The organism is Dactylosporangium sp. NPDC005555, assembly GCF_040605635.1.
Lineage (GTDB): Bacteria > Actinomycetota > Actinomycetes > Mycobacteriales > Micromonosporaceae > Dactylosporangium.
Genome location: NZ_JBEXDG010000065.1, coordinates 38,407 through 56,553 on the forward strand (window position 1 = coordinate 38,407; position 18,147 = coordinate 56,553).

Consider the following 18,147-nt stretch of genomic DNA (forward strand, 5'->3'; position numbering starts at 1 on the left):
GGGCTGCGACCACTCTCTAAAACGTTTCATTCGGGATGGCCGGAACGGGTCCGACCCGGGTCGATCGCGCCGCACCGCAGCCGGACGTGGCGGCGGCACCGCAGAGCGCGCGAGGGGGTGTCGGCGTAAGCTGCGATCAGCCGTGGGCAACGTTTTCCAAATGTGTGACGCCGACCATAGGAGGGCCTTGGCTGTTACGTCAAGAGTTCGGAGGCGCTTCGCGCTCATGAACGACCCTCACCTGGAACCGGGTCTAGAAATTTCGCGATGATCATCCGTACACTGCGAGGGTAACGTTACCCATCGCCTGGGGGTCCATCGGATGATCCGTGACGCACCGGCCCGCCGGGTCACCATCGTGGACGTCGCCCGGCACGCCCACGTCTCCACCACGACGGTGTCGAAGGTGCTGCGTAACGCCGCCGGCGCCAGCCCGGCGATGCGGGCCCGGGTCCAGCGCGCGATCGCGGAGCTCGGCTACCGCCCGTATACCGGCGCCCGCGGCATGCGCGGCCGCACCTTCACGATCGGCGTGATGCTGCCCGACATCCGCAACCCGTTCTTCGCCGACGTCCTCGACGGCCTGACCGGCGGCCTGCGTGACACCGGCTACCAGGTGCTGCACGGCACGGGCCGCAACGGCGAGCACATCGAGGCCCGGGTCACCGAGGCCATGGTCGACCGCGGCATGGACGGCCTGATCCTCGTCGCGCCGATCTCCTCCGGCGCACACCTGGAACGCATCGCGCGCACCGTGCCGACCGTGGTCGTCGGGCGGCACGGTCGTTCGACGATCTACGACACCGTCGCCGACGACGACCACGCGGGTGCGCACCTCGTCGTCGCCCACCTCGTCGGGCTCGGCCACCGGCGCATCGCGCTCATCGACCACCATGAGACCAACCCCGTCCGCCTCGCCGAGATGCCCAACGCGGTGCGCGCCGCCGGCTACCGCGACGCCATGCGGACGCATGGACTGGCCGACGAGATCGACGTCGTGTCCACGACGTACACCCACGACGGCGGCTACCTCGGTACGCGGCAGCTCCTCACCCGCCCCGCACCGCCGACCGCCGTCTTCACCGGCGCCGACATCGTCGCGATGGGCGCGCTGCAGGCCCTGGCCGAAGCGGGCCTGTCGGTGCCGGCGGACATCTCGATCGCCGGCTACGACAACACCGCGATCGCCGCCTTCGGTCCGATCTCGCTCACCAGCGTCGACCAGGCCGGCCAACAGATCGGCGCGAATGCCGCCCGGCTCCTGCTGGACCGCATCGCCGACCGGCACACCCCGGCCAGCCACCTCAAACTCACACCCAGACTGGTGGCCAGGCGCACGACCGCGCCGCCGCGGTTGTAACGACGACCCTGGTCGCGCTCGCGGACCGGCCCGTACACTCCCGGACAACGTTACTCATGCGTAAGGAGCCAGATGCGGAAGCCAACGGCACGCACCCGGCGGATCACCATCGTCGACGTCGCGCAATACGCCGAGGTGTCGACGACCGCCGTGTCGAAGGTGCTCCGCAACGCCTACGGGGCCAGCCCCGAGATGCAGGCGAAAGTCCGCAAGGCGATCGCCGAGCTCGGCTACCGACCGCATGCCGCGGCCCGCGGCATGCGTGGCCAGACCTACAGCGTCGGCGTGATGCTGCCCAACATCCGCAACCCGTTCTTCGCCGACATCCTCGACGGAGCCACCGAGGTGCTGGAGGTCGCCGGCTATCAGGTGCTGATGGGTCCCGGCTGCAACGGCGAAGCGGAAGAGGCCCGCGTCACCGAGACCATGATCGACCACAGCATGGACGGCGTCATCCTCATCGCCCCCGTCTCCAGCCGTCGGCATCTTGAACACGTCGCCAGTTCCGTGCCGGCCGTCCTCGTCGGCCGCCACGGACGCTCCTCGAGCTACGACTCCGTCGCCGACGACGACCTCGCCGGCGCAGCCCTGGTCGTCAACCACCTCGCCGATCTCGGCCACCGCCGCATCGCGCACATCGAGCACCTGGAGACCGACCCGGACCGCATCGTCGAGATGCCCAACGCCGTGCGCGCCGACGGCTACCGGCAGGCGATGCGCGCCCGCCGGCTCGACGAGTACATCGACATCGCCTCCACCAGTTACACCCAGGAAGGCGGATACCTCGGCGCCCAGCAACTGCTGGCCCGCCCCCACCCACCGACCGCCATCTTCGCCGGCGCCGACATCGTCGCCATGGGAGTACTCCAGGCCATCGCCGAAGCCGGCCTGTCCGCGCCCGGCGACATCGCCGTCACCGGCTACGACAACACCATGTTCGCCGGATTCGCGCCCGTCTCACTGACCAGCGTCGACCAGGGCGGCCGCCAGATGGGCCGCAACGCCGCCCGGCTCGTCTTGGACCGCATCGCGGATCCCCGCCGACCCGCGAGCCACATGAAGCTCGCACCCACCCTCGTCGTCCGCAGGACCACCGCCGCACCGCCTGGCTGACGCCGCAGCAGTCCCGCTCACGTCCAGTTCGACTGCCTCCGTGGGCATCGTTACCCGATAACGCCCGGCAGGATCGCGGCTCGGGACGCATGCGGCAATTGTCACCTATCGGCGTTTCAACGCTTGTTGTCACCGGTTTGGCGCGACACGGACGTCAAGGCTCCTGCGCCCGCCTGTGTCCGCTTGCTCAGGACAGCACTGGGAACAGGTCGGTCGTGCCCCGGCCGGTCGCCGCTTCGATGAAGTCAACCGGCGGCGCCATCTGGACGATGACCGCCGCGGTGTGCGTGAGGCCCTCGACGGGCACTTCCGGAGGCTGGCCCAGCGCGCGTTGCAGGTCGAGCAGGTGCACGGTTGCCTCCACGATGCCGATGCTGACGGCCTCGTCGAGGCGCAGCAGCGCCCGCCCGAAGTAGTCGACGACCACGGGGCCGAGCTGCCGCGCGGTGGCGATCGCCCGCGGTCCCGAACCGGCGAACTGCTCGACCATCTGCGCCGTGCTGTACCCGGCCGCGTCCTCGCGGGCGCCGGCCGCGACGTTGTCCCGACCCCTGTGGGCGATCCCGTTCGGGGCGTTGAAGTCCTGCAGGAGCGCGGCGGCCGTAACGTGCGTCGGTTCGGTGTCCCGGACGCGGTCGATCAGGATCGAAAGCATCCAAGGCCACGACCCGGCATGCGCGTACAGGCTCCGCACGTCCCAGTCGCCGAGCCGGGTCGGCCGCTGCCACTGCTCGTCAGTCATCGCCCGGCCGCGCTCAGCCCAGGCCGACCAGAGCTCGTCAAGTGTGGTGAGGCGATCATCGATCGTCATCGCTCAACTGTACTGGGCGCCTCCTTGGCAGCCCGAACGCACCAACTCATTCCGCGCCGGAGATACCACGACCGGCAGCGCACGAACCCGCTCGACGTCTACAGCGCCAGAGTGATCGGCCCCATAGACGGACAGGCGCCGTGTGCCTGTCAGCGATGTATCAGTCCGGTGACAACCATCGCTGACAAGTGACAACTACGACTGAAAGTCACAACCGATCCGGTGCCCAGAGTCGATGCCATGGCGAGGTGCTGTTCGCCGGGCACGTCGGCTACATCTATCAGGGCGGCGGCTACCGTATCGCCGGGCGCAGTGCCCGGCGCACCCAGTGGCAGCTCCTGGACGGCCTCTACCTCAACGGCGTCACCATGTCCATTAGCTGCGGTGCCAGCGCCGGGACGACCCGGTTCACGCGGTAAATGGTCAGCGCACACCAGCGGCATGGTCGGCCAAGCCACTGAGCGATGGCGTCGGCACCGCCTCAAGCTCGGCTTGCCGTTCAACCTCCGGCTCCAACCCAGCGTGGCTGCGGATCAGCTCGATACGTCACCAAGGGTGACTATGGCGTGCACCGGCAGGCGAGCCCGACCCCGGCAGACGGGACCGAGCGCGTGTTATCTGCGGCAGAAGAGTGTGCCCCGTCTCGGCCAGCTGGAGGTGGTTCCTGAGTCCGCTGCCGGAGTTCGTGAACGGCGTCGTCGATGTTGAGAGGGCCGGTGATCGGATTCGTCCACACGGTGTAGTGCACGGGAAGGATCGCGTCTCACGGAATCTGGTCGTTGCAGCCGTCGCCTTCCTACGCTGCCGTCCGTTGTGCGCTGTTGGTGGGAGCGGGCGATGCTTGGGTGACCGTCGCCCGGAAACAGAACGCCAGGAGGAACGAGAGGCAGAAGGTGTAGAGCGCCGGATACCAGATCAGGGTGTCGAACAGGACCCCTACGAACTCGGATCCGCTTTCTTCGCTCCAGCCGCGGTACGGCAGCATGCTGACCCAGTACGCCAGCCACGGGTTGCCCGTCGGCCCGGCCCCACTGATCAGCACCAGCATCATCGACGCGAGCTGGGGCAGCGCGAGGCCCCCGATTACCGCAGCGGGCAGCGCGGCCGTGCGCCGGTTGCGGCGAACCAAGGCCACCACCAGCGCGGCCAGTGCGGCCGCGGCCGCAGCAAACGCCGCCGTGCTCACGACCTCCGCTATGCGATCGATCGACCCGACCAGCGACTGGACCAGGTGAGGCGAGGTGAGCAGCGCCAGCACGACGCCGACGACAACGGCCGCCGAGCCGAATCCGCCGCCCCTTCTGGCGCACAGCAGGCCGGTGGCGAGGCCGACGAGGACAATGGCCGAGGGCGCCGTGCTGAACCCCAGCAGCGGCACTGCCAAACATGCCAGTACGGTGGCGGACGCGACCGTTAGCCATCGGGGCGTGCGCTGTAGCGCATCGGGCAGGTCAGCCGTCACCAGTTTCTCCATTCGATCGGTCAGCGCGGACCAGGCCACGTCGGCAAGGTCGCGCACCGGGGTGCGGGACTGTTCCAGCAGCACGGCGACCTCCTCGCCGTAGCGCTCGCGTACTGCTGGGGGGTACAGCGCAAGCACTGCCGCGTGCAGCCGGCGCATCAGGTCACCGCCAGGCGACGCAGGCCCACCGCGGCCACCGCCCTGGTGCGTTCCAGTTCCGCCTGGAGCGTCTGCCTTCCCACAGGAGTGAGCTGATAGGGCTTGCGTCTGTCCTGGGCTGCCAGTGCCTCGATGAGCCCACGCTCTTCCAGGCGCTTGATCGCCCCGTACAACGTGCCCGGCCCGGGGCGGTTGCCGGTAAGCCTGCCGATGTCCTCCTGGATGGCATAGCCGTGCTTCGGGCCGTCCGCCAGGCTGACCAGGACAAGCAGCCCGGGCTCGGAGAACCTGCCCAGCTCTGAAAGGCTCACGGGAATCACCTCTTATTACGCAGTACGTAGTATCGCTGAGCGTAGTAGCGGCGTCAAGCTATCGCGGCGGGTTCCACGCCCACTCCTGCGTACGTCGGCCACGGTGCCGACAGAGAGCGGCCGCCTGAGACCTCGTTCCAGATGTACAAACAACCACGTCGCGGGCTTGAGCGACTGCCGCGGCCGCAGCACATCGTCTGCCCAGGTTGCGATGTTCACTCATAGATCACCACGGAAACCCAGGCGCCGCGGCAGACCTACTTCGCCGCCACCGCCCGATGGCGGTCGCAGCAGCCGACACCGTCGATTCGATCATCGCCGGGATCCGAGGCGATCCGGACGCGGCTGAGCGCGCCGCGGTCCGGGCCAAACGTATCGCGGTGCCGACCGGGGCAAACATCACCGTCGCCTTCGCGCAATTCGGTCGGATCTTCGCCGCACTCGGAGCGGGCAGGCACTCCAACGCCTACGAGGTGGCCGAACGCCTCTTCGATCCGGCGAGTCCGGCACACCACCCGATTGTCGCGTGCTGGCTCATCGGCGATCTCGCCGATGCTGCACTGCACACGGGTCGGATCAACGAAGCGCGAGCGCGCGTGAAGCAGGTCGAATCAGCATCCGGCGACATCCCGGGGACCTGCATCGCAGTAGGGCTGCTGCACGCACGCGCGCTACTCGCCCAGGACCCCCAGGAGGCCGCGGGTCGCTTTCGAGGAGGCACTCGGCGCCGACCTCACGCACTGGCCGCTTCAGCGTGCCCGGCTCCTGCTTGCACACGGCCAGTGGCTACGGCGCCAGCGTCGAATCGCAGAATCGCGCACTCCAATGCGGGACGCCCGCGATGCCTTCGACGCGATGGGCTGCGCAGCCTGGAGCGACCAAGCCCGCCGAGAGCTTCGAGCGTCCGGGGAGGCCAGCCGCCGACGCGACCTCGCCGCCAGGGACCAACTGACCGCTCAAGAGCTCCAGATCGCCCAACTCGCCGCCCAAGGGCTGTCGAACAGAGACATCGGACAGCAGCTGTATCTGTTGTCCCACCGGACGATCGGCACACACCTTTCCCGCGTCTTTCCGAAGCTCGGGATCACCAGCCGCAGTGACCTTCGCTCTGCCCTCTCGGCGCGAACAGCACTGCGAGAACCGTAGGAGAACAGGATCGGCGCAAGTCCGGCGGCACGGGCCGATGCGGTCCGCGGCGCGGGCGAGCGCACCGATCTGCCCGCGGAGATACTCGCCGCGCTACTCACCGACCCACATCCCGAGGTCGCCAAGGCGGCCCGGCGACTACAGGGCCGCGTGATGCAGCGCCGGTCGGCGCCCGGCTCCCGTCCGTGAGTTCCCGGCGATGCGTCACCACGCAGCCGTTGCCGTCGCGGGTGGCCGCTCCGGCGGCTGCCGGCCCACCCACCCACATTTTCAGCCCGTCCAGGGCGCGGACACCAGACCGCAGTTCCGCTGTCAACCTTCTTGCAGTCCTGGTCAGCGTGACGCCGAGCGGCCCTACGCGGCCGTCGGGTTGTTCTGTGCGGCCCGCACGCCCCGCTCGACGCGGTCGCCGAGGTCCTTGTCGACGTTGCGCCAGTATTCGAAGGTGTGTCCGAGCACCAGTTCGCTGACTCCATCCAGCAGGTGGCCGACGATGTTGCTGACCAACCGGTCCCGGGCGGCGTCGTCGAGCACCTGCCGGACCATCGTGCCGGCCTGGCCCCAGTCGTCGTCGTCACGGCGCAGCGTGTACGCAGAGCGGACCATGTCGCCGTCGGCGTACCACAACGGCTCAGCTGTGCGGCTCGGGTCGGCTTGCGGGCCGCCGTAGGAGTTCGGCGCGTACACCGGATCGGTGGCGTTGCGGACACGCATCACGCCTTCCTTGGAGTACGCGTGCACGTCAGCCTTCGGCGCGTTGACCGGAATCTGCTTGTAGTTGACCCCGAGCCGGGCCCGGTGGGCGTCGGCGTAGGAGAAATCGCGGGCCAGCAGCATCTTGTCCGGGGACAGTCCGGTGCCCGGCACCTGGTTGTTCGGCTCGAACGCGGCTTGCTCGATCTCGGTGTGGTAGTCGGTGACGTTACGGTCCAGGGTCAGCCTGCCCACCACATGCAGTGGGTAGTCGCTGTGCGGCCACACCTTGGTCAGGTCGAACGGGTTGAACCGGTACGTCTTGGCCTCGTCGAACGGCATGATCTGCACCTTCAGCGTCCAGCTCGGCAAATCACCCCGATCAATCGCGGTGTACAGGTCGCGCTGATGGAAGTCAGCGTCCTTGCCGGCGATCTCGTCGGCCTCAGCCTGGGTCAGGAACTCGATGCCCTGGTCGGTGATGAAGTGGTACTTCACCCAGAAGATCTCGCCGACGGCGTTGATCCAGCTGTAGGCGTGGCTGCCGTAGCCGTTCATGTTCCGCCAGGTTCTCGGGATGCCGCGGTCTCCCATCAACCATGTCACCATGTGCGCGGACTCCGGCGACAACGTCCAGAAGTCCCATTGCATGTCGTGGTCGCGCAGATTGTTCGACAGCCGCCGCTTCTGCGAGCGGATGAAGTGCTGGAACTTCATCGGGTCGCGCATGAAGAAGATCGGGGTGTTGTTGCCGACAATGTCGAAGTTGCCCTCCGAGGTGTAGAGCCTCAGCGCGAAGCCCCTGGGGTCGCGCCAGGTGTCCGGGCTGCCCCGCTCGCCGGCGACGGTGGAGAACCGGCTCAGGGTGTCGGTCCTGGTGCCGGGCTGGAACACCGCCGCCCTGGTGTAGGCGCTGACATCGCCGGTCACCTCGAAATGGCCGAACGCGCCACCGCCCTTCGCATGCGGCTGGCGCTCCGGGATGCGCTCCCGGTTGAAATTGGCCATCTGTTCGATGAGGTAATGGTCGTTCAGCACGATCGGACCGTCCGGACCGACGGTGAGAGAGAGCTCGTCGCTGGCGACCGGGATACCGGCATCAGTCGTCGTCGGCCTGAGCTTCGGGCTCGTCATGTCGTACCTCCAGGGTGAACGGTGAAGCAGTCGATCGAGGCGTCACTCCGGACGCCTCGAATTCACGCCCGCGTAGCACGCGTCGGTACAGAGCAGCACTTTCTGCCCAGTTGCATCGTCGCGAAACCGAGCGACCTCGAGTCCTGGGGGCGACGGCTCGACAGTCAGTGGACGATGTCGACCGGATCGGCATACGGCTCCAGGAGGCGGCGCTACGGGGCCAGGCGGCGCCTGCTCCGGGCCGGCGCCCAGTCGACCCGATACCATCATCCGCGCTGTTCAGGCGGCGTACTCGTACTCGTGCAGGAGGCCGCCGAGCCGATCGTGTCGGCGGACGTGCAGCTGGGTGAGCGTGGCTGGATCGGCGATCGGTTCGGGCAGCGCTTGCACCGGTCGGGCGTTCCCGATACCCCAGTGAGGGCGGTGCTGGTTGTGGTGCCGTTCGTACTCTCGCAAGGTTGCGGGCCGCCTGGGGCTCGCGGTCCGCGTCCGGCGCCGGACGGCGTCGCAGCCGACGGCACCGACCCTGCCGCAGCTCTTGTGTTACTGAAGTCGGTGTACTTCGGCCAGCCCCGGACGTGATCCGCACGGAGTTGACCAGCCGCGGTTGCCTCGTTCGCCCCTAACAGTGCACAGCCGTGGACGGCACCACAGGATGTGAGCGCCGAGGAGCGACGCATTGGTCAACGAGTGCCGCCGATGCTGTCGATCACTACCGCCGGGCCGGTAGGGTCCCTGCTGACGGCTGCGCTGGCTGGGCCTTCCAGCAGCCGGGCGGCGGCCAGTGCGGTATCGGCGCAGCGTAGTGCATGGTGCACTGCGCCGGCGTAGTCGTCGTAGTGTGCGACGACGTATCCAGCCGTCACGATCGCGATCCTGGCATCGTTTGGCAGACGCGGCACAGTCACCGGCTCTGATACCCCTCCGAGCGGCAACGCGCCAGGCCCGCCATCCACCACGTCCAGCAGACCGTCCGGTGCGTCTGCCGTGCGCCGCAGGGCGAGGATCTCCGGGCCGCCGCACCGCAGCACCTGCACCGCACCGGCCTGGCTTACCCGCACGAACGTGGCCGCCGCGTACCCGTCAGGGGCATGCCGGCGAACCAAGGGTGTCAACAGCGCCGGCATCTGCGGCAACCCGGCGCCGCCGCGACGCACGGTAGCGCGGAACGTCCGCTCCACCGTCCGCACGCACCGTCCCAGATCCGGCACCTCCCCCATCACCATGCCGATCAGCACCCACAATCCATCACCCGGCACGTACACGGCGGCCGCGAGTTCACCGGGCAGCCGCGATACGGCCAGCATCACCGGCCGGTCGACCCGGCCGGCGCCCACGTCAACGACGGCCGGCACCGCGACCCGGGACCGGCGGAGCCAGGTGCGTCGCCGCTGCCACGACAACACTGGAAGGACGGCAAGGTAGAGGGCGGACGTCATCAGCGCCCCTCGGTCACCGCGGTGGCCTGGGACGATCGGTACCGCCACCGATAGCAGGATCAGCGCACCCGCCCAGCCGGACATCAACGCCGCCACCCGTGGCCGGGACGCCATCCCGGCCACGCCAGGCACCAGCAACCACCCGATCGGAGCGGTCACCCCGACGGCGCCCATCACGATGGCGTTGCCGGCCACGGCGAGCAACGCCGCCCGTGTCGATACCCTCACGAACCCTCACACATACTCGGGCCGCATCGTCCGGCCAACATGGTCGGTCGTGTCGCCGAACCGGGCAGCGGAACAACAGCAAGGGTGCGCGTCACCACGGTACCGCTCCGCCACTCCGCTCCGGCGTGTCAGACACACGTTCGAGTCCGGGCGGTGTGGACGCTGCCGACGCAGCCCTTCGCGGTCTAATCTACGCAACGTCGCCGGCCCGTCAGCGGCTGGCTCTGATCGAGCGCCGCAAGCGGGTATCGAACATGTGGCATGTGTACACGTTCATCGCCCAACGGCCGATCCGGTCGCTGAAGGCGAAGATCCGAGCACTGACCCACAGGACATCGCGCAGCAGGACCTCAGGTCCGTGCTGACCAGGCTGAACCAGGTCACACACGGCTGGCCAACTGAGGCCGGCGTTCCTGGCCAGAGCCTTGATCGGCGCCGTTTGGCGGGCCCGACTACACCAGAAGTCCAGTAGATGTCCGTCCACTGTGGATACCTTCGCGATCGCCTCCGGGCCCGACCAACATGACCGAGAACGCCGGAACGCCCGGCGGAACAGCCACACCCATCAACCGGCACATCCGCCACCATCGATCAAGGGCGACGTGAGTCACCGATCCCCAGATCGTCGGCGGATCGAGGCTTAGCGCTGCGGCAGATCCACGACCGGATCGACGGCTGCGCCGCCCAGCAGGTGTTCACCCCGGACACCGACCCGACGCCGGGCACCATCGACACCTGCCCGATGCGGCACTCCCACCGGCACACCATCACCGACAACCCGCGATGGACCGTGCTGCAGTACCCACAGGTGAGATTCGACCCCGCGCCCGACGGCACCGTCACCGTCAGCACCACCACGCCCAGCAAAGCAGCCATCCATTACCGGTGGACGCAGTACCTCACCGAACCCCGGCAGTGGTACGACGTCGACGCCGTCGAGGAGCTCACCGTCGGCGGCCGGGTCACCGCCGAGCAGGGCACACCGGCCTGGGCCGCCGACTGAGACCCGCACCACGCCGGTGCGCCCTCGCTGAGCGGAGTTCGGCTACCGGCACGGATGACAACTGCCGACTGTGGACGAAGATGGTGCCGCGTCCGTTGCCGGAGCGGCGCCATCCTCCCCCTCCCGCAGATAGGTGGCCACGACCGGCTGCGGCGGGTGATCTCGCGTCGCGGCGGGACCGTGCTGCCGATGTCGGCTGCCGTCCGGGGGTTACGGTGGCGGAATGGGCAGCGAGGTGGCTCCGTTTACGGTGAGCGTTGGCGAGGACGCGCTCGACGAGCTGCGGCAGCGGCTGGCGCGCGCCCGGTGGCCGGAACCGGCGACGGTGGCGGACTGGAGCCAGGGTGTGCCGCTGGACTGGCTGCGGGATCTGTGTGGGTACTGGCAGAGCGGCTATGACTGGCAACGCTTGGAAGACCGGCTCAATGGGCTGCCGCAGTTCACGACCGAGCTGGACGGCCTCGATGTCCACTTCATGCATCTGCGTTCACCCCACCCGGATGCGCTGCCGCTGATCGTGACGCACGGCTGGCCGGGCTCGGTCGTGGAGTTCCTGGACATCGTCGAGCCGCTGGTCGACCCCGTTGCGCATGGCGGCGAGGCGCGCGACGCGTTCCACGTGGTGTGCCCCTCGCTGCCGGGCTTCGGGTTCAGCGCCAAACCGGCCGGGCCCGGCTGGGGGCCGGCGCGGATCGCCCGGGCGTGGGCGACGCTGATGACCCGACTGGGCTACGAGCGGTTCGGCGCGCAGGGCGGCGACTGGGGTGCGATGGTGACCACGGCGCTGGCGGCGCAGCGGCCCGAGCGCCTGGTGGGCATCCATCTCACCATGTTGCCGGTGGCTGACCGCGACCAACTCGCCGCCGCGGACCTGACCGACTTCGAGCGGCAGAGCCTGGCCGACGTCGCCGGTCACCAGGAGTGGGGCAGCGGCTATGCGCTTGAGCAGGCGACCCGCCCGCAGACCGTCGGCTATGGGCTGGTCGACTCCCCGGTGGGTCAGTGTGCCTGGATCGCCGAGAAGTACTGGGCCTGGACGGACCACGACGGTGATCCCCTCGACGTGCTCAGCCGCGACCAGATGCTCGACAACATCAGCGTCTACTGGCACACCGCAACGGCCGCGTCGTCAGCCCGCATCTACTGGGAGGACGGCTTCTCCCGGCCATCGGGCCGCAGCGCTCGCCAGTCCGAGCCGCTCGCCGTGCCGGTCGGCTTCTCGGCCTTCCCGCGCGAGATTTTCCGGCCGTCACGACGCTGGTGCCAGCGATACTGCCCCGACCTCCGCTTCTACGAGCAGCTGCCACGCGGTGGCCACTTCGCCGCGTTCGAACAGCCGGAACTGTTCGTCGATCAGGTGCGGCGCGCCTTCCGGACGATGCGCTGACCCGTTGCCGCCAGCCAAGCCTTCGCGCCCGGCGTGCGGGGCTGGACAGACCGGTGGGCTATCCGCGTGCGGACGGCACGCCGACTGCTGCCTCGGCTGCCGGGGCGACGGCGTCGTAGTCGATGGGCAGGTGGCGGGGACCGCGCAAGGTCGGGCTGGGCCGGTACGGTGGCGGGTCGGTGACCAGCCGGGGGGTGCACCAGCCGGCGGCCCAGTGCGGACAACGCGACCTGTGCCTCGACCCGGGCGAGCGGGGCGCCGTAGCAATGTGGATGCCGCTGCCGAAGCCGAGGTGTTGGTTGTCGGTGCGGTCAGGGTCGGGAACCGGGCGGGGTCGCGGCTGCCGGCGGCGAGCATCAGCGCGATCGGCGAGCCTTTCGGGATGGTGGCGCCGGCGATGTCGATGTCGGCCAGGACGCTGCGGCTGGACAACAACTGCACCGGGGGTTCGTAACGCAGCAGGTCGGCGCGGGACATCGGCCCGTGCGGGCCGGTGTCGGCGAGCAGCCCGGAGATCAGGTCGTCGCCGGGCTGGCGGGCGTGGGCGGCGGCGAGCCCGTCGAGGTAGGCGCCGAGTTCGGCGTTGACCTGGGCCCGTCTGTGCTGGCGCTCGGCGCGCCGGTGTGGGCAGCGACCACCACCGTCCACACGGGACTTGTGGAGCACCCGGTGCCGTGAAAGTGGCACGCCGGGTGCGGGAAGCGGCCCGGAGAAACGGACAGGTCGAAAGACCAGTACCGCGCTTCGGGCCGACTTTCACAACACCGAACTGGCCAACCTCTGCCCCGACATCCTCGACACCGCCGACACCGCCGCCCACACCGGACTGCACCGCATCGGCAGCAGCTACCAACGCTGCGTCAACTTCCTCGACCACACCGGCCTACGCCTCTGAACCTCACCCAAATACTGAAAGATCTTTAATCGACGCACTTCAATATATCTGTTATTTTGGTGCGGTGTTGCGGTTGCCGCCCCTCGCCGGATTGATGGCCGATCCCGACGTCGACACCACCGACGACGCGCGGATGCTCGACCAGTACCTGTGGGCCGGGCACGCCCTGCCACCATTGCCGATGTCGATCGGCGACCCGTACCTGCTCGGTGGGGTGTTGCCGGCCGGACTGGCGGCGTACGAACAGCAAGCGCCGCAGTACCTCGCAGGGTACAGCCGGACGCCGGCTGGCCTGCCCGAGGCGCGCCGGTCGATCGCGGCGGACACGGTGCGGTCCGAGCGGCTGGACCAGGACGCCAGCCCTGGCACGGACTTCGACCTGCATCTCACGTCGGGCACCGGCACCCGCGGTATCATGGGCGACTTCGCCAGGCACCTGCTCGACGCCGACGGCGACGGCCGGACCCCGGTGGTGTTGTGCGCCTACCCGACGTGGGACTACGCCGGCGTGTTCGAGCCACTCGGCTACGAGATGATGTACTGGCCGGTGCGCGCCGAGCACGCTTGGATCCCCGACCCGGCCGACATCGAGCACGCGCTGGCCAGGCTCGACGCCGACCCCCGCCGACGGCTCGCGCTCGTCGTGGTGAACACGCAGCATAATCCGACCGGCGCGACCTGGCCGGAGAGCGTGCTGGCGACGCTGTTCGAGGCCGCCACCGCCCGCGGCGCGGGAATCCTGCTCGACGACGCCTACCGCCGCGTGGTGACCGACGACGCCGACGAGATCTCCGCGCCGGCGGCCCTGTTCGGGTATTTCGCGCGCACCGCCGCGCCGGACCGGACACGGCGCCGGTGGTGCCGCGTGGAGTCGTTCGGCAAGGTATTCGCCTGCAATGACTGGGGCATCGGTACCGTCATGGCCCACCCCGGGACGTTGCGCGCCATCGCACGGCACACCATCCAGTGGGCGTTCCCACGCGGGGCACGGCGGCAGTGGGCAATGGCGCGCTGGCTGGGCGACCCCGCGTGCGCCCGCTACCTCGCCGGGCTGCGCACCGCCATCGGCCACCACCGGTCCCTGTGGGCCAAATCGCTGGTCGGGCTGGGCTGGCCGCGGGAACTCACCGCCACCGGAACCACGACGCCGTACTTCCTGGTCGCGGTACCGCCCGCGTTCAGCACCCGGCCGGACGGCGTCGACGCCTGGCGCCGCGACCTGCTGGAGCGCACCGGTCTGCTGTTCTCGCACGCGTCGATCACGATCGACGGCACCGACGCCCGTGTGCCGTTCCTCCGAGCGTACCTGGGCGGAGACGAGCATATCGTCGGCGAGGCGATCCGGCGGCTCGAGGCCGCCGGCATCCGCTACCACTGAACGTCTATGCGGCAACGCACTCGACGACGTCGACCTGCGGCAGCCTGGTCGCGGGCTCGCGGATCGCCAGGCCCGAGCCGTGGACGAGAGCCGCCAGCTCGCCCATGGTCCGGTTGCCGCCACCGGTGAACGAGAACACCAACAGGTCGTCTAGGACCGCCGACTGTGCACGGGGCGTCGCCGTGGGCCGGTCCGGGACGATCTGCTCGAGGATCAGCAGGCGGCTCCGGTCTCCCATCGCCACCCGGCACGACCGCAGCAGCGCGGTCGCCTCCGCGTCGCCCCAGTCCTGCAGGACGTACTTCAGCAGGTACACGTCATGCCCGGCTGGGACGCCCGCGAAGAAGTCGCCGGTGACGACTGCGCACCGATCCGCCACGCCCTCGGCGTCGAGGAGCCGCTCCGCCGTCGGCCGCACCTCGGCCCGCTCGAAGACGGTGCCGCGCAGGTGCGGCCAGGCATGCAGCAGCCGGGTCAGCATCCGACCGTCGGCGCCGCCGATGTCGACGACGGTGGACACGCCTGAAAAGCCGTACGCGCGGGCGAGCTCGTCGCCAATGCCGACGGAGTTGGCGGACAGGTCCCGCACGAACAGTTCCCCGAGCGGCGGACGGTCGCCGAAGAATTCGTACATCGTGCGCTTGTGTGCCGCCTCGAACGCGCATTCGCCGTCGAGCAGCGCGGCACCGAGCCCTTCGAACACCCGGAACAGATCGGGGTGGCCGAGCTGCAGCGACCGGTGGTGGAGCGAGCCCGGCGTGTCCCGGCGCAGGAGCGGTGTCAACGGGGTCTGCCGCAGCTCGCCGGCGTCGTCGATGGCGATCAGGCCGAACGCCGCCCAGGCCCGCACGATGCGCAACAAGTTCGGCAGGGCGACGCCGGTGTCTCGCGCGAGGTCCTCCGCGCTGCGGGGACGGTCGCTCAGGTGATCGGGCAGCCCGAGGCCGACGCCTGCCGAGACGACCTGCGTCGTGATAGCGCCGGACAACAAGGACAGGACGGCGGTCGTACCGGCGAAGTCAATACGGCTAGGCAACGGGTACCCCATAGGTCTTGGCGTGGCTGCTATGCGTCTCGACATGGCCGCCGAGGTACTGAGCGTGGCGGACGTGCGTCTCGGCGCGGGCCGCCCACAGCTCCGGGAACGGCATGCGCAGCCGGCTCGTCAGGTATTCCAGACCAGTCGTACCTCCGGTACCCGGGCAATCACCGATCATTCGAGTGACCACGTGTACGTGGGTCGTCTGCCAGCTCCAGACCCCCTGCGCCAGCTCGGCGAGGGCCTGGGACATCCGGAACATCGGGTCGCCGCGCAGCCCGCTGGCGACCAGATCGCCCAGGTCGCGACCGGAGCGGTCGAGCAGCCGCAGGTAGCCCTCGAAGAGCGGGCCGGGCCCGTCGCCGTTCATGCCGAGGATCGTCCACAGCCGGTGGAAGTGCGCGGACTGGGCGCCGCTCGCCGTGCCGAGCCGCTGCCGGAACGCGGCGAAGCACTCGACCGGCAGCCGTCCGAGCGGTTCGGCCTGCTGACGCAGCGCCACCATGCAGTCGATCGCCCGACCCACGCTCTCCAACCAGTCCTCGACGTCGCCGTCCGGCGTCGCGAGGCACTCGACCGCAGCGTCGAGCTCCAGGATCACCTGTCGCAACAGTAACTCACTGCATTGATGGATGGTGATGAAAAAGTGCTCCGCGCGGAACGTCCTGGGGTCGTCCGGCGGGGTCAGGGGATGCTGCAGGGACGTGAGCTCCGGAATTCGGAGATAGCCGGCGTAGCTTGGGCGATCCGTGGCCGGATGCTGGTGCGAATACACGATTCAGCAGGCCCTTCCTGTCTCCGATGACCGCCAACGATATCCGAGCCGCAACATCGGGACAAGATGCCTGTTGTTTTTTTAATTGCTGTTCATCGATGAAAGATGCTCGGATTTACATAGTCGCCTGTAGCTGTACAACAACGCACTGGCCGATGTCAATGCTCCAGGGATGTGGCACAGGACGGCGATGTCCGCGGAGGTGAGCACCCCACGAGGGTCCCGTGATCTGTTACCAGCGTGGCCTGTCCGCCTGGACCTATCGATCGACGACGACGGCGTTGGAGGCGCCGACCCCGACCGCGGAACCGGCCTCACCAGCCTACGGGACAGGGTCGAAGCACTCAGCGGACACCTCTCGGCGTACAAAGGCCGGCACATCCGGTCCCGGACCGCCCGCCACCGGGTCGAGCCGTGTTTCACCCCGACGTATTCGTCCTGGGCCAACCCCATCGAAGCCCACTTCGGGCCCCTACGAATGTTCACTGCCCATATTAAAGATCTTTCGGTATTTGGGTGAGGTTCAGAGGCCCCCGACAGGGTGTCCAGCGCCCGCCGGAAGAACCGTCGTGCTGCTCGGCGTCGAGGCGGGCGGAGACGAGCACGTCGATGACCTGGCCGTGCTGATCGACGGCCCGGTACACATACCGCCAGACACCGTTGACCTTCACATAGGTCTGGTCGGTGAACCATCTGTCACCGGGTGCATGCCGGCGGAACCGGGCCGCGTCGGCACGCAGCGGGGCGAAGCCTTGCACCCAGCGGAAGACGGTCACGTGGTCGACCTCGACACCACGAACCGGTCGTCATCGCCGGGGTGGTCGCCGCGGATGCGACCGGGCTGGTCAGGTCGAGCTGGGTCGGCGGCAGCGCGGCGGCACGCCTGGACGAACTGCCCGCCCGGCGTGCCCGCTCATCGCTGTCAGGCGTAGCCGTCCTGCTCGTCTTCGCCGGGGTCGCCCTCGCGCTGACCGTCATGGGCACCACCTGGGTCCGGCTCCGGTCGGGGCTTCGGGCACCGGCCGGAGCCAACGGTCCTGGTGGTCTCCTGGTGGTCCTGGGTGGGTCCCGGTCAGGCGACGGGCGGCGGCAGGTAGGTCACCGCCGGGCCGCAGTAGCTCGGCGGCGTCGTGACCACCGGGTTGCGGCAGACCTGCACCACGATCCGGCCGACGTGGACGGTGCTCGTCGGCCCGCCGATGGTGAACGAGAAGCTGACGTTGGCGTTGTCGGCCGTCCGCGACGTGCGGGCCACCTCGCCGGTGGTCGTGTAGGCGGTGAACGTGACGGTGCTGGAGTAGCCGTCGTTGCGGCAGGCGGTGGACGGATCGACGGGGGTCGGGTGATCCGTGAGCCGCCCGGTGACGGTGACGCCGTTCGGCGGCAGCGGCGAGGTGCCCGGGCCGAACGACCAGCCCAGCGTGCCGGCGGTCACGCCATACGGGCAGCTGTCGCCGGAGTTGGCCGCGAACGGCCGGTCGATCGTGGCGGCGTCGGCGGCCGCCGGGAAGAGCGAGGTGGCGGTGGCGGCCGCCACGGCGACGGCGGCTAAGCGGGCTCGTCTCATGCATTGTCCTTATCTCGAGTGACATCGATGATACTCAATTAGATCAGCTTATGGTGTCGCCCTCAGAACTGGAATACCAAGAATGCGGACACTCGACCGGCCAGCCCGTCTTGAAGCAGGCGCCGACGTCGTCGAGCCTGCGGGTCTGCCGCCTGAGGTTCCCCCCGGGGAGTGGACACCGAGTTAGCAGGACTGTGGTTCTGCTGGGAGGATGTCCGTCGTGCCTGCTGGTAAGCGTCGGTCGTAT

Annotated in this window: 18 protein-coding genes and 2 pseudogenes; 9 read left to right on the forward strand and 11 right to left on the reverse strand. The window is 68.9% G+C overall.

Annotated features, from left to right (window positions below; genetic code table 11):
• The first annotated feature begins 322 nt into the window (after positions 1 to 322).
• Entirely contained in the window at positions 323 to 1,360 is a 1,038-nt protein-coding gene (locus ABZS58_RS42825; protein WP_354789736.1) for a LacI family DNA-binding transcriptional regulator, read from the forward strand.
• 72 nt (positions 1,361 to 1,432) lie between these two features.
• Entirely contained in the window at positions 1,433 to 2,473 is a 1,041-nt protein-coding gene (locus ABZS58_RS42830; protein WP_354789738.1) for a LacI family DNA-binding transcriptional regulator, read from the forward strand.
• Positions 2,474 to 2,660: 187 nt separating this feature from the next.
• Here ABZS58_RS42830 and ABZS58_RS42835 read toward each other — a convergent pair whose 3' ends face one another.
• Positions 2,661 to 3,284 (reverse strand): maleylpyruvate isomerase family mycothiol-dependent enzyme, encoded by a 624-nt coding sequence (locus tag ABZS58_RS42835; RefSeq protein WP_354789740.1) that lies wholly within the window; start codon positions 3,282 to 3,284, stop codon positions 2,661 to 2,663.
• 248 nt (positions 3,285 to 3,532) lie between these two features.
• Between ABZS58_RS42835 and ABZS58_RS42840 the strand changes: the two genes are divergently transcribed.
• On the forward strand, positions 3,533 to 3,703 hold the full coding sequence (locus ABZS58_RS42840; RefSeq protein WP_354789741.1) for a hypothetical protein: 171 nt from the start codon (positions 3,533 to 3,535) through the stop codon (positions 3,701 to 3,703).
• A 377-nt stretch (positions 3,704 to 4,080) separates the two neighbouring features.
• Here the strand turns inward: ABZS58_RS42840 and ABZS58_RS42845 are convergent, their stop codons facing one another.
• The 3 genes from ABZS58_RS42845 to ABZS58_RS42855 form a co-directional block, all read right to left on the reverse strand.
• A complete protein-coding gene (locus ABZS58_RS42845; protein ID WP_354789743.1) occupies positions 4,081 to 4,905 on the reverse strand; it encodes a hypothetical protein in 825 nt (274 codons plus the stop codon).
• On the reverse strand, positions 4,905 to 5,216 hold the full coding sequence (locus ABZS58_RS42850) for a PadR family transcriptional regulator (protein ID WP_354789744.1): 312 nt from the start codon (positions 5,214 to 5,216) through the stop codon (positions 4,905 to 4,907). Before ABZS58_RS42850 ends, ABZS58_RS42845 begins: the two co-directional genes overlap by 1 nt.
• Positions 5,217 to 5,473: 257 nt before the next feature.
• A complete protein-coding gene (locus tag ABZS58_RS42855; RefSeq protein ID WP_354789746.1) occupies positions 5,474 to 5,782 on the reverse strand; it encodes a hypothetical protein in 309 nt (102 codons plus the stop codon).
• Positions 5,783 to 6,071: 289 nt separating this feature from the next.
• Between ABZS58_RS42855 and ABZS58_RS42860 the strand changes: the two genes are divergently transcribed.
• Positions 6,072 to 6,362: a helix-turn-helix transcriptional regulator gene (locus ABZS58_RS42860; RefSeq protein ID WP_354789760.1), complete on the forward strand. Its 291-nt coding sequence runs from the start codon at positions 6,072 to 6,074 to the stop codon at positions 6,360 to 6,362.
• Positions 6,363 to 6,716: 354 nt separating this feature from the next.
• Here the strand turns inward: ABZS58_RS42860 and ABZS58_RS42865 are convergent, their stop codons facing one another.
• Together ABZS58_RS42865 and ABZS58_RS42870 are read right to left on the reverse strand one after the other, a co-directional pair.
• Positions 6,717 to 8,189 (reverse strand): catalase, encoded by a 1,473-nt coding sequence (locus ABZS58_RS42865; RefSeq protein ID WP_354789747.1) that lies wholly within the window; start codon positions 8,187 to 8,189, stop codon positions 6,717 to 6,719.
• A 683-nt stretch (positions 8,190 to 8,872) separates the two neighbouring features.
• Positions 8,873 to 9,832: a hypothetical protein gene (locus tag ABZS58_RS42870; RefSeq protein WP_354789748.1), complete on the reverse strand. Its 960-nt coding sequence runs from the start codon at positions 9,830 to 9,832 to the stop codon at positions 8,873 to 8,875.
• 715 nt (positions 9,833 to 10,547) lie between these two features.
• Here ABZS58_RS42870 and ABZS58_RS42875 point away from each other — a divergent pair.
• Together ABZS58_RS42875 and ABZS58_RS42880 are read left to right on the forward strand one after the other, a co-directional pair.
• The gene (locus tag ABZS58_RS42875) at positions 10,548 to 10,859 is read left to right on the forward strand and encodes a hypothetical protein (protein WP_354789749.1); all 312 of its coding nucleotides are present in this window, start codon (positions 10,548 to 10,550) and stop codon (positions 10,857 to 10,859) included.
• A gap of 223 nt (positions 10,860 to 11,082) precedes the next feature.
• Positions 11,083 to 12,246 (forward strand): epoxide hydrolase, encoded by a 1,164-nt coding sequence (locus ABZS58_RS42880; RefSeq protein WP_354789750.1) that lies wholly within the window; start codon positions 11,083 to 11,085, stop codon positions 12,244 to 12,246.
• Between the two features lie 330 nt (positions 12,247 to 12,576).
• Here ABZS58_RS42880 and ABZS58_RS42885 read toward each other — a convergent pair.
• Positions 12,577 to 12,723, reverse strand: a pseudogene (locus ABZS58_RS42885) (cytochrome P450); the annotation flags it as partial.
• A gap of 6 nt (positions 12,724 to 12,729) precedes the next feature.
• On the opposite strand from ABZS58_RS42885, the gene ABZS58_RS42890 reads away from it, so the two are divergent.
• The 3 genes from ABZS58_RS42890 (at position 12,730) to ABZS58_RS42900 (ending at position 14,519) form a co-directional block, all read left to right on the forward strand.
• Positions 12,730 to 12,924: a hypothetical protein gene (locus tag ABZS58_RS42890; RefSeq protein ID WP_354789762.1), complete on the forward strand. Its 195-nt coding sequence runs from the start codon at positions 12,730 to 12,732 to the stop codon at positions 12,922 to 12,924.
• A complete protein-coding gene (locus ABZS58_RS42895; protein ID WP_354789752.1) occupies positions 12,902 to 13,141 on the forward strand; it encodes a hypothetical protein in 240 nt (79 codons plus the stop codon). Before ABZS58_RS42890 ends, ABZS58_RS42895 begins: the two co-directional genes overlap by 23 nt.
• Positions 13,142 to 13,205: 64 nt before the next feature.
• Positions 13,206 to 14,519, forward strand: a complete 1,314-nt coding sequence (locus tag ABZS58_RS42900; protein ID WP_354789753.1) for a pyridoxal phosphate-dependent aminotransferase — start codon at positions 13,206 to 13,208, stop codon at positions 14,517 to 14,519.
• 4 nt (positions 14,520 to 14,523) lie between these two features.
• On the opposite strand, the gene ABZS58_RS42905 is transcribed toward ABZS58_RS42900, so the two are convergent.
• The 4 genes and pseudogenes from ABZS58_RS42905 to ABZS58_RS42920 all read right to left on the reverse strand — a co-directional run bounded on the left by ABZS58_RS42905 (position 14,524) and on the right by ABZS58_RS42920 (position 17,900).
• On the reverse strand, positions 14,524 to 15,555 hold the full coding sequence (locus ABZS58_RS42905; protein ID WP_354789754.1) for a methyltransferase: 1,032 nt from the start codon (positions 15,553 to 15,555) through the stop codon (positions 14,524 to 14,526).
• Positions 15,548 to 16,333 (reverse strand): tryptophan 2,3-dioxygenase family protein, encoded by a 786-nt coding sequence (locus tag ABZS58_RS42910; RefSeq protein ID WP_354789756.1) that lies wholly within the window; start codon positions 16,331 to 16,333, stop codon positions 15,548 to 15,550. Before ABZS58_RS42910 ends, ABZS58_RS42905 begins: the two co-directional genes overlap by 8 nt.
• Positions 16,334 to 16,879: 546 nt before the next feature.
• Positions 16,880 to 17,130: pseudogene (locus ABZS58_RS42915) on the reverse strand (DDE-type integrase/transposase/recombinase); the annotation flags it as partial.
• A 275-nt stretch (positions 17,131 to 17,405) separates the two neighbouring features.
• Positions 17,406 to 17,900, reverse strand: coding sequence for a hypothetical protein (locus ABZS58_RS42920; protein ID WP_354789757.1), 495 nt, complete (start codon positions 17,898 to 17,900; stop codon positions 17,406 to 17,408).
• Positions 17,901 to 18,147 lie beyond the last annotated feature (247 nt).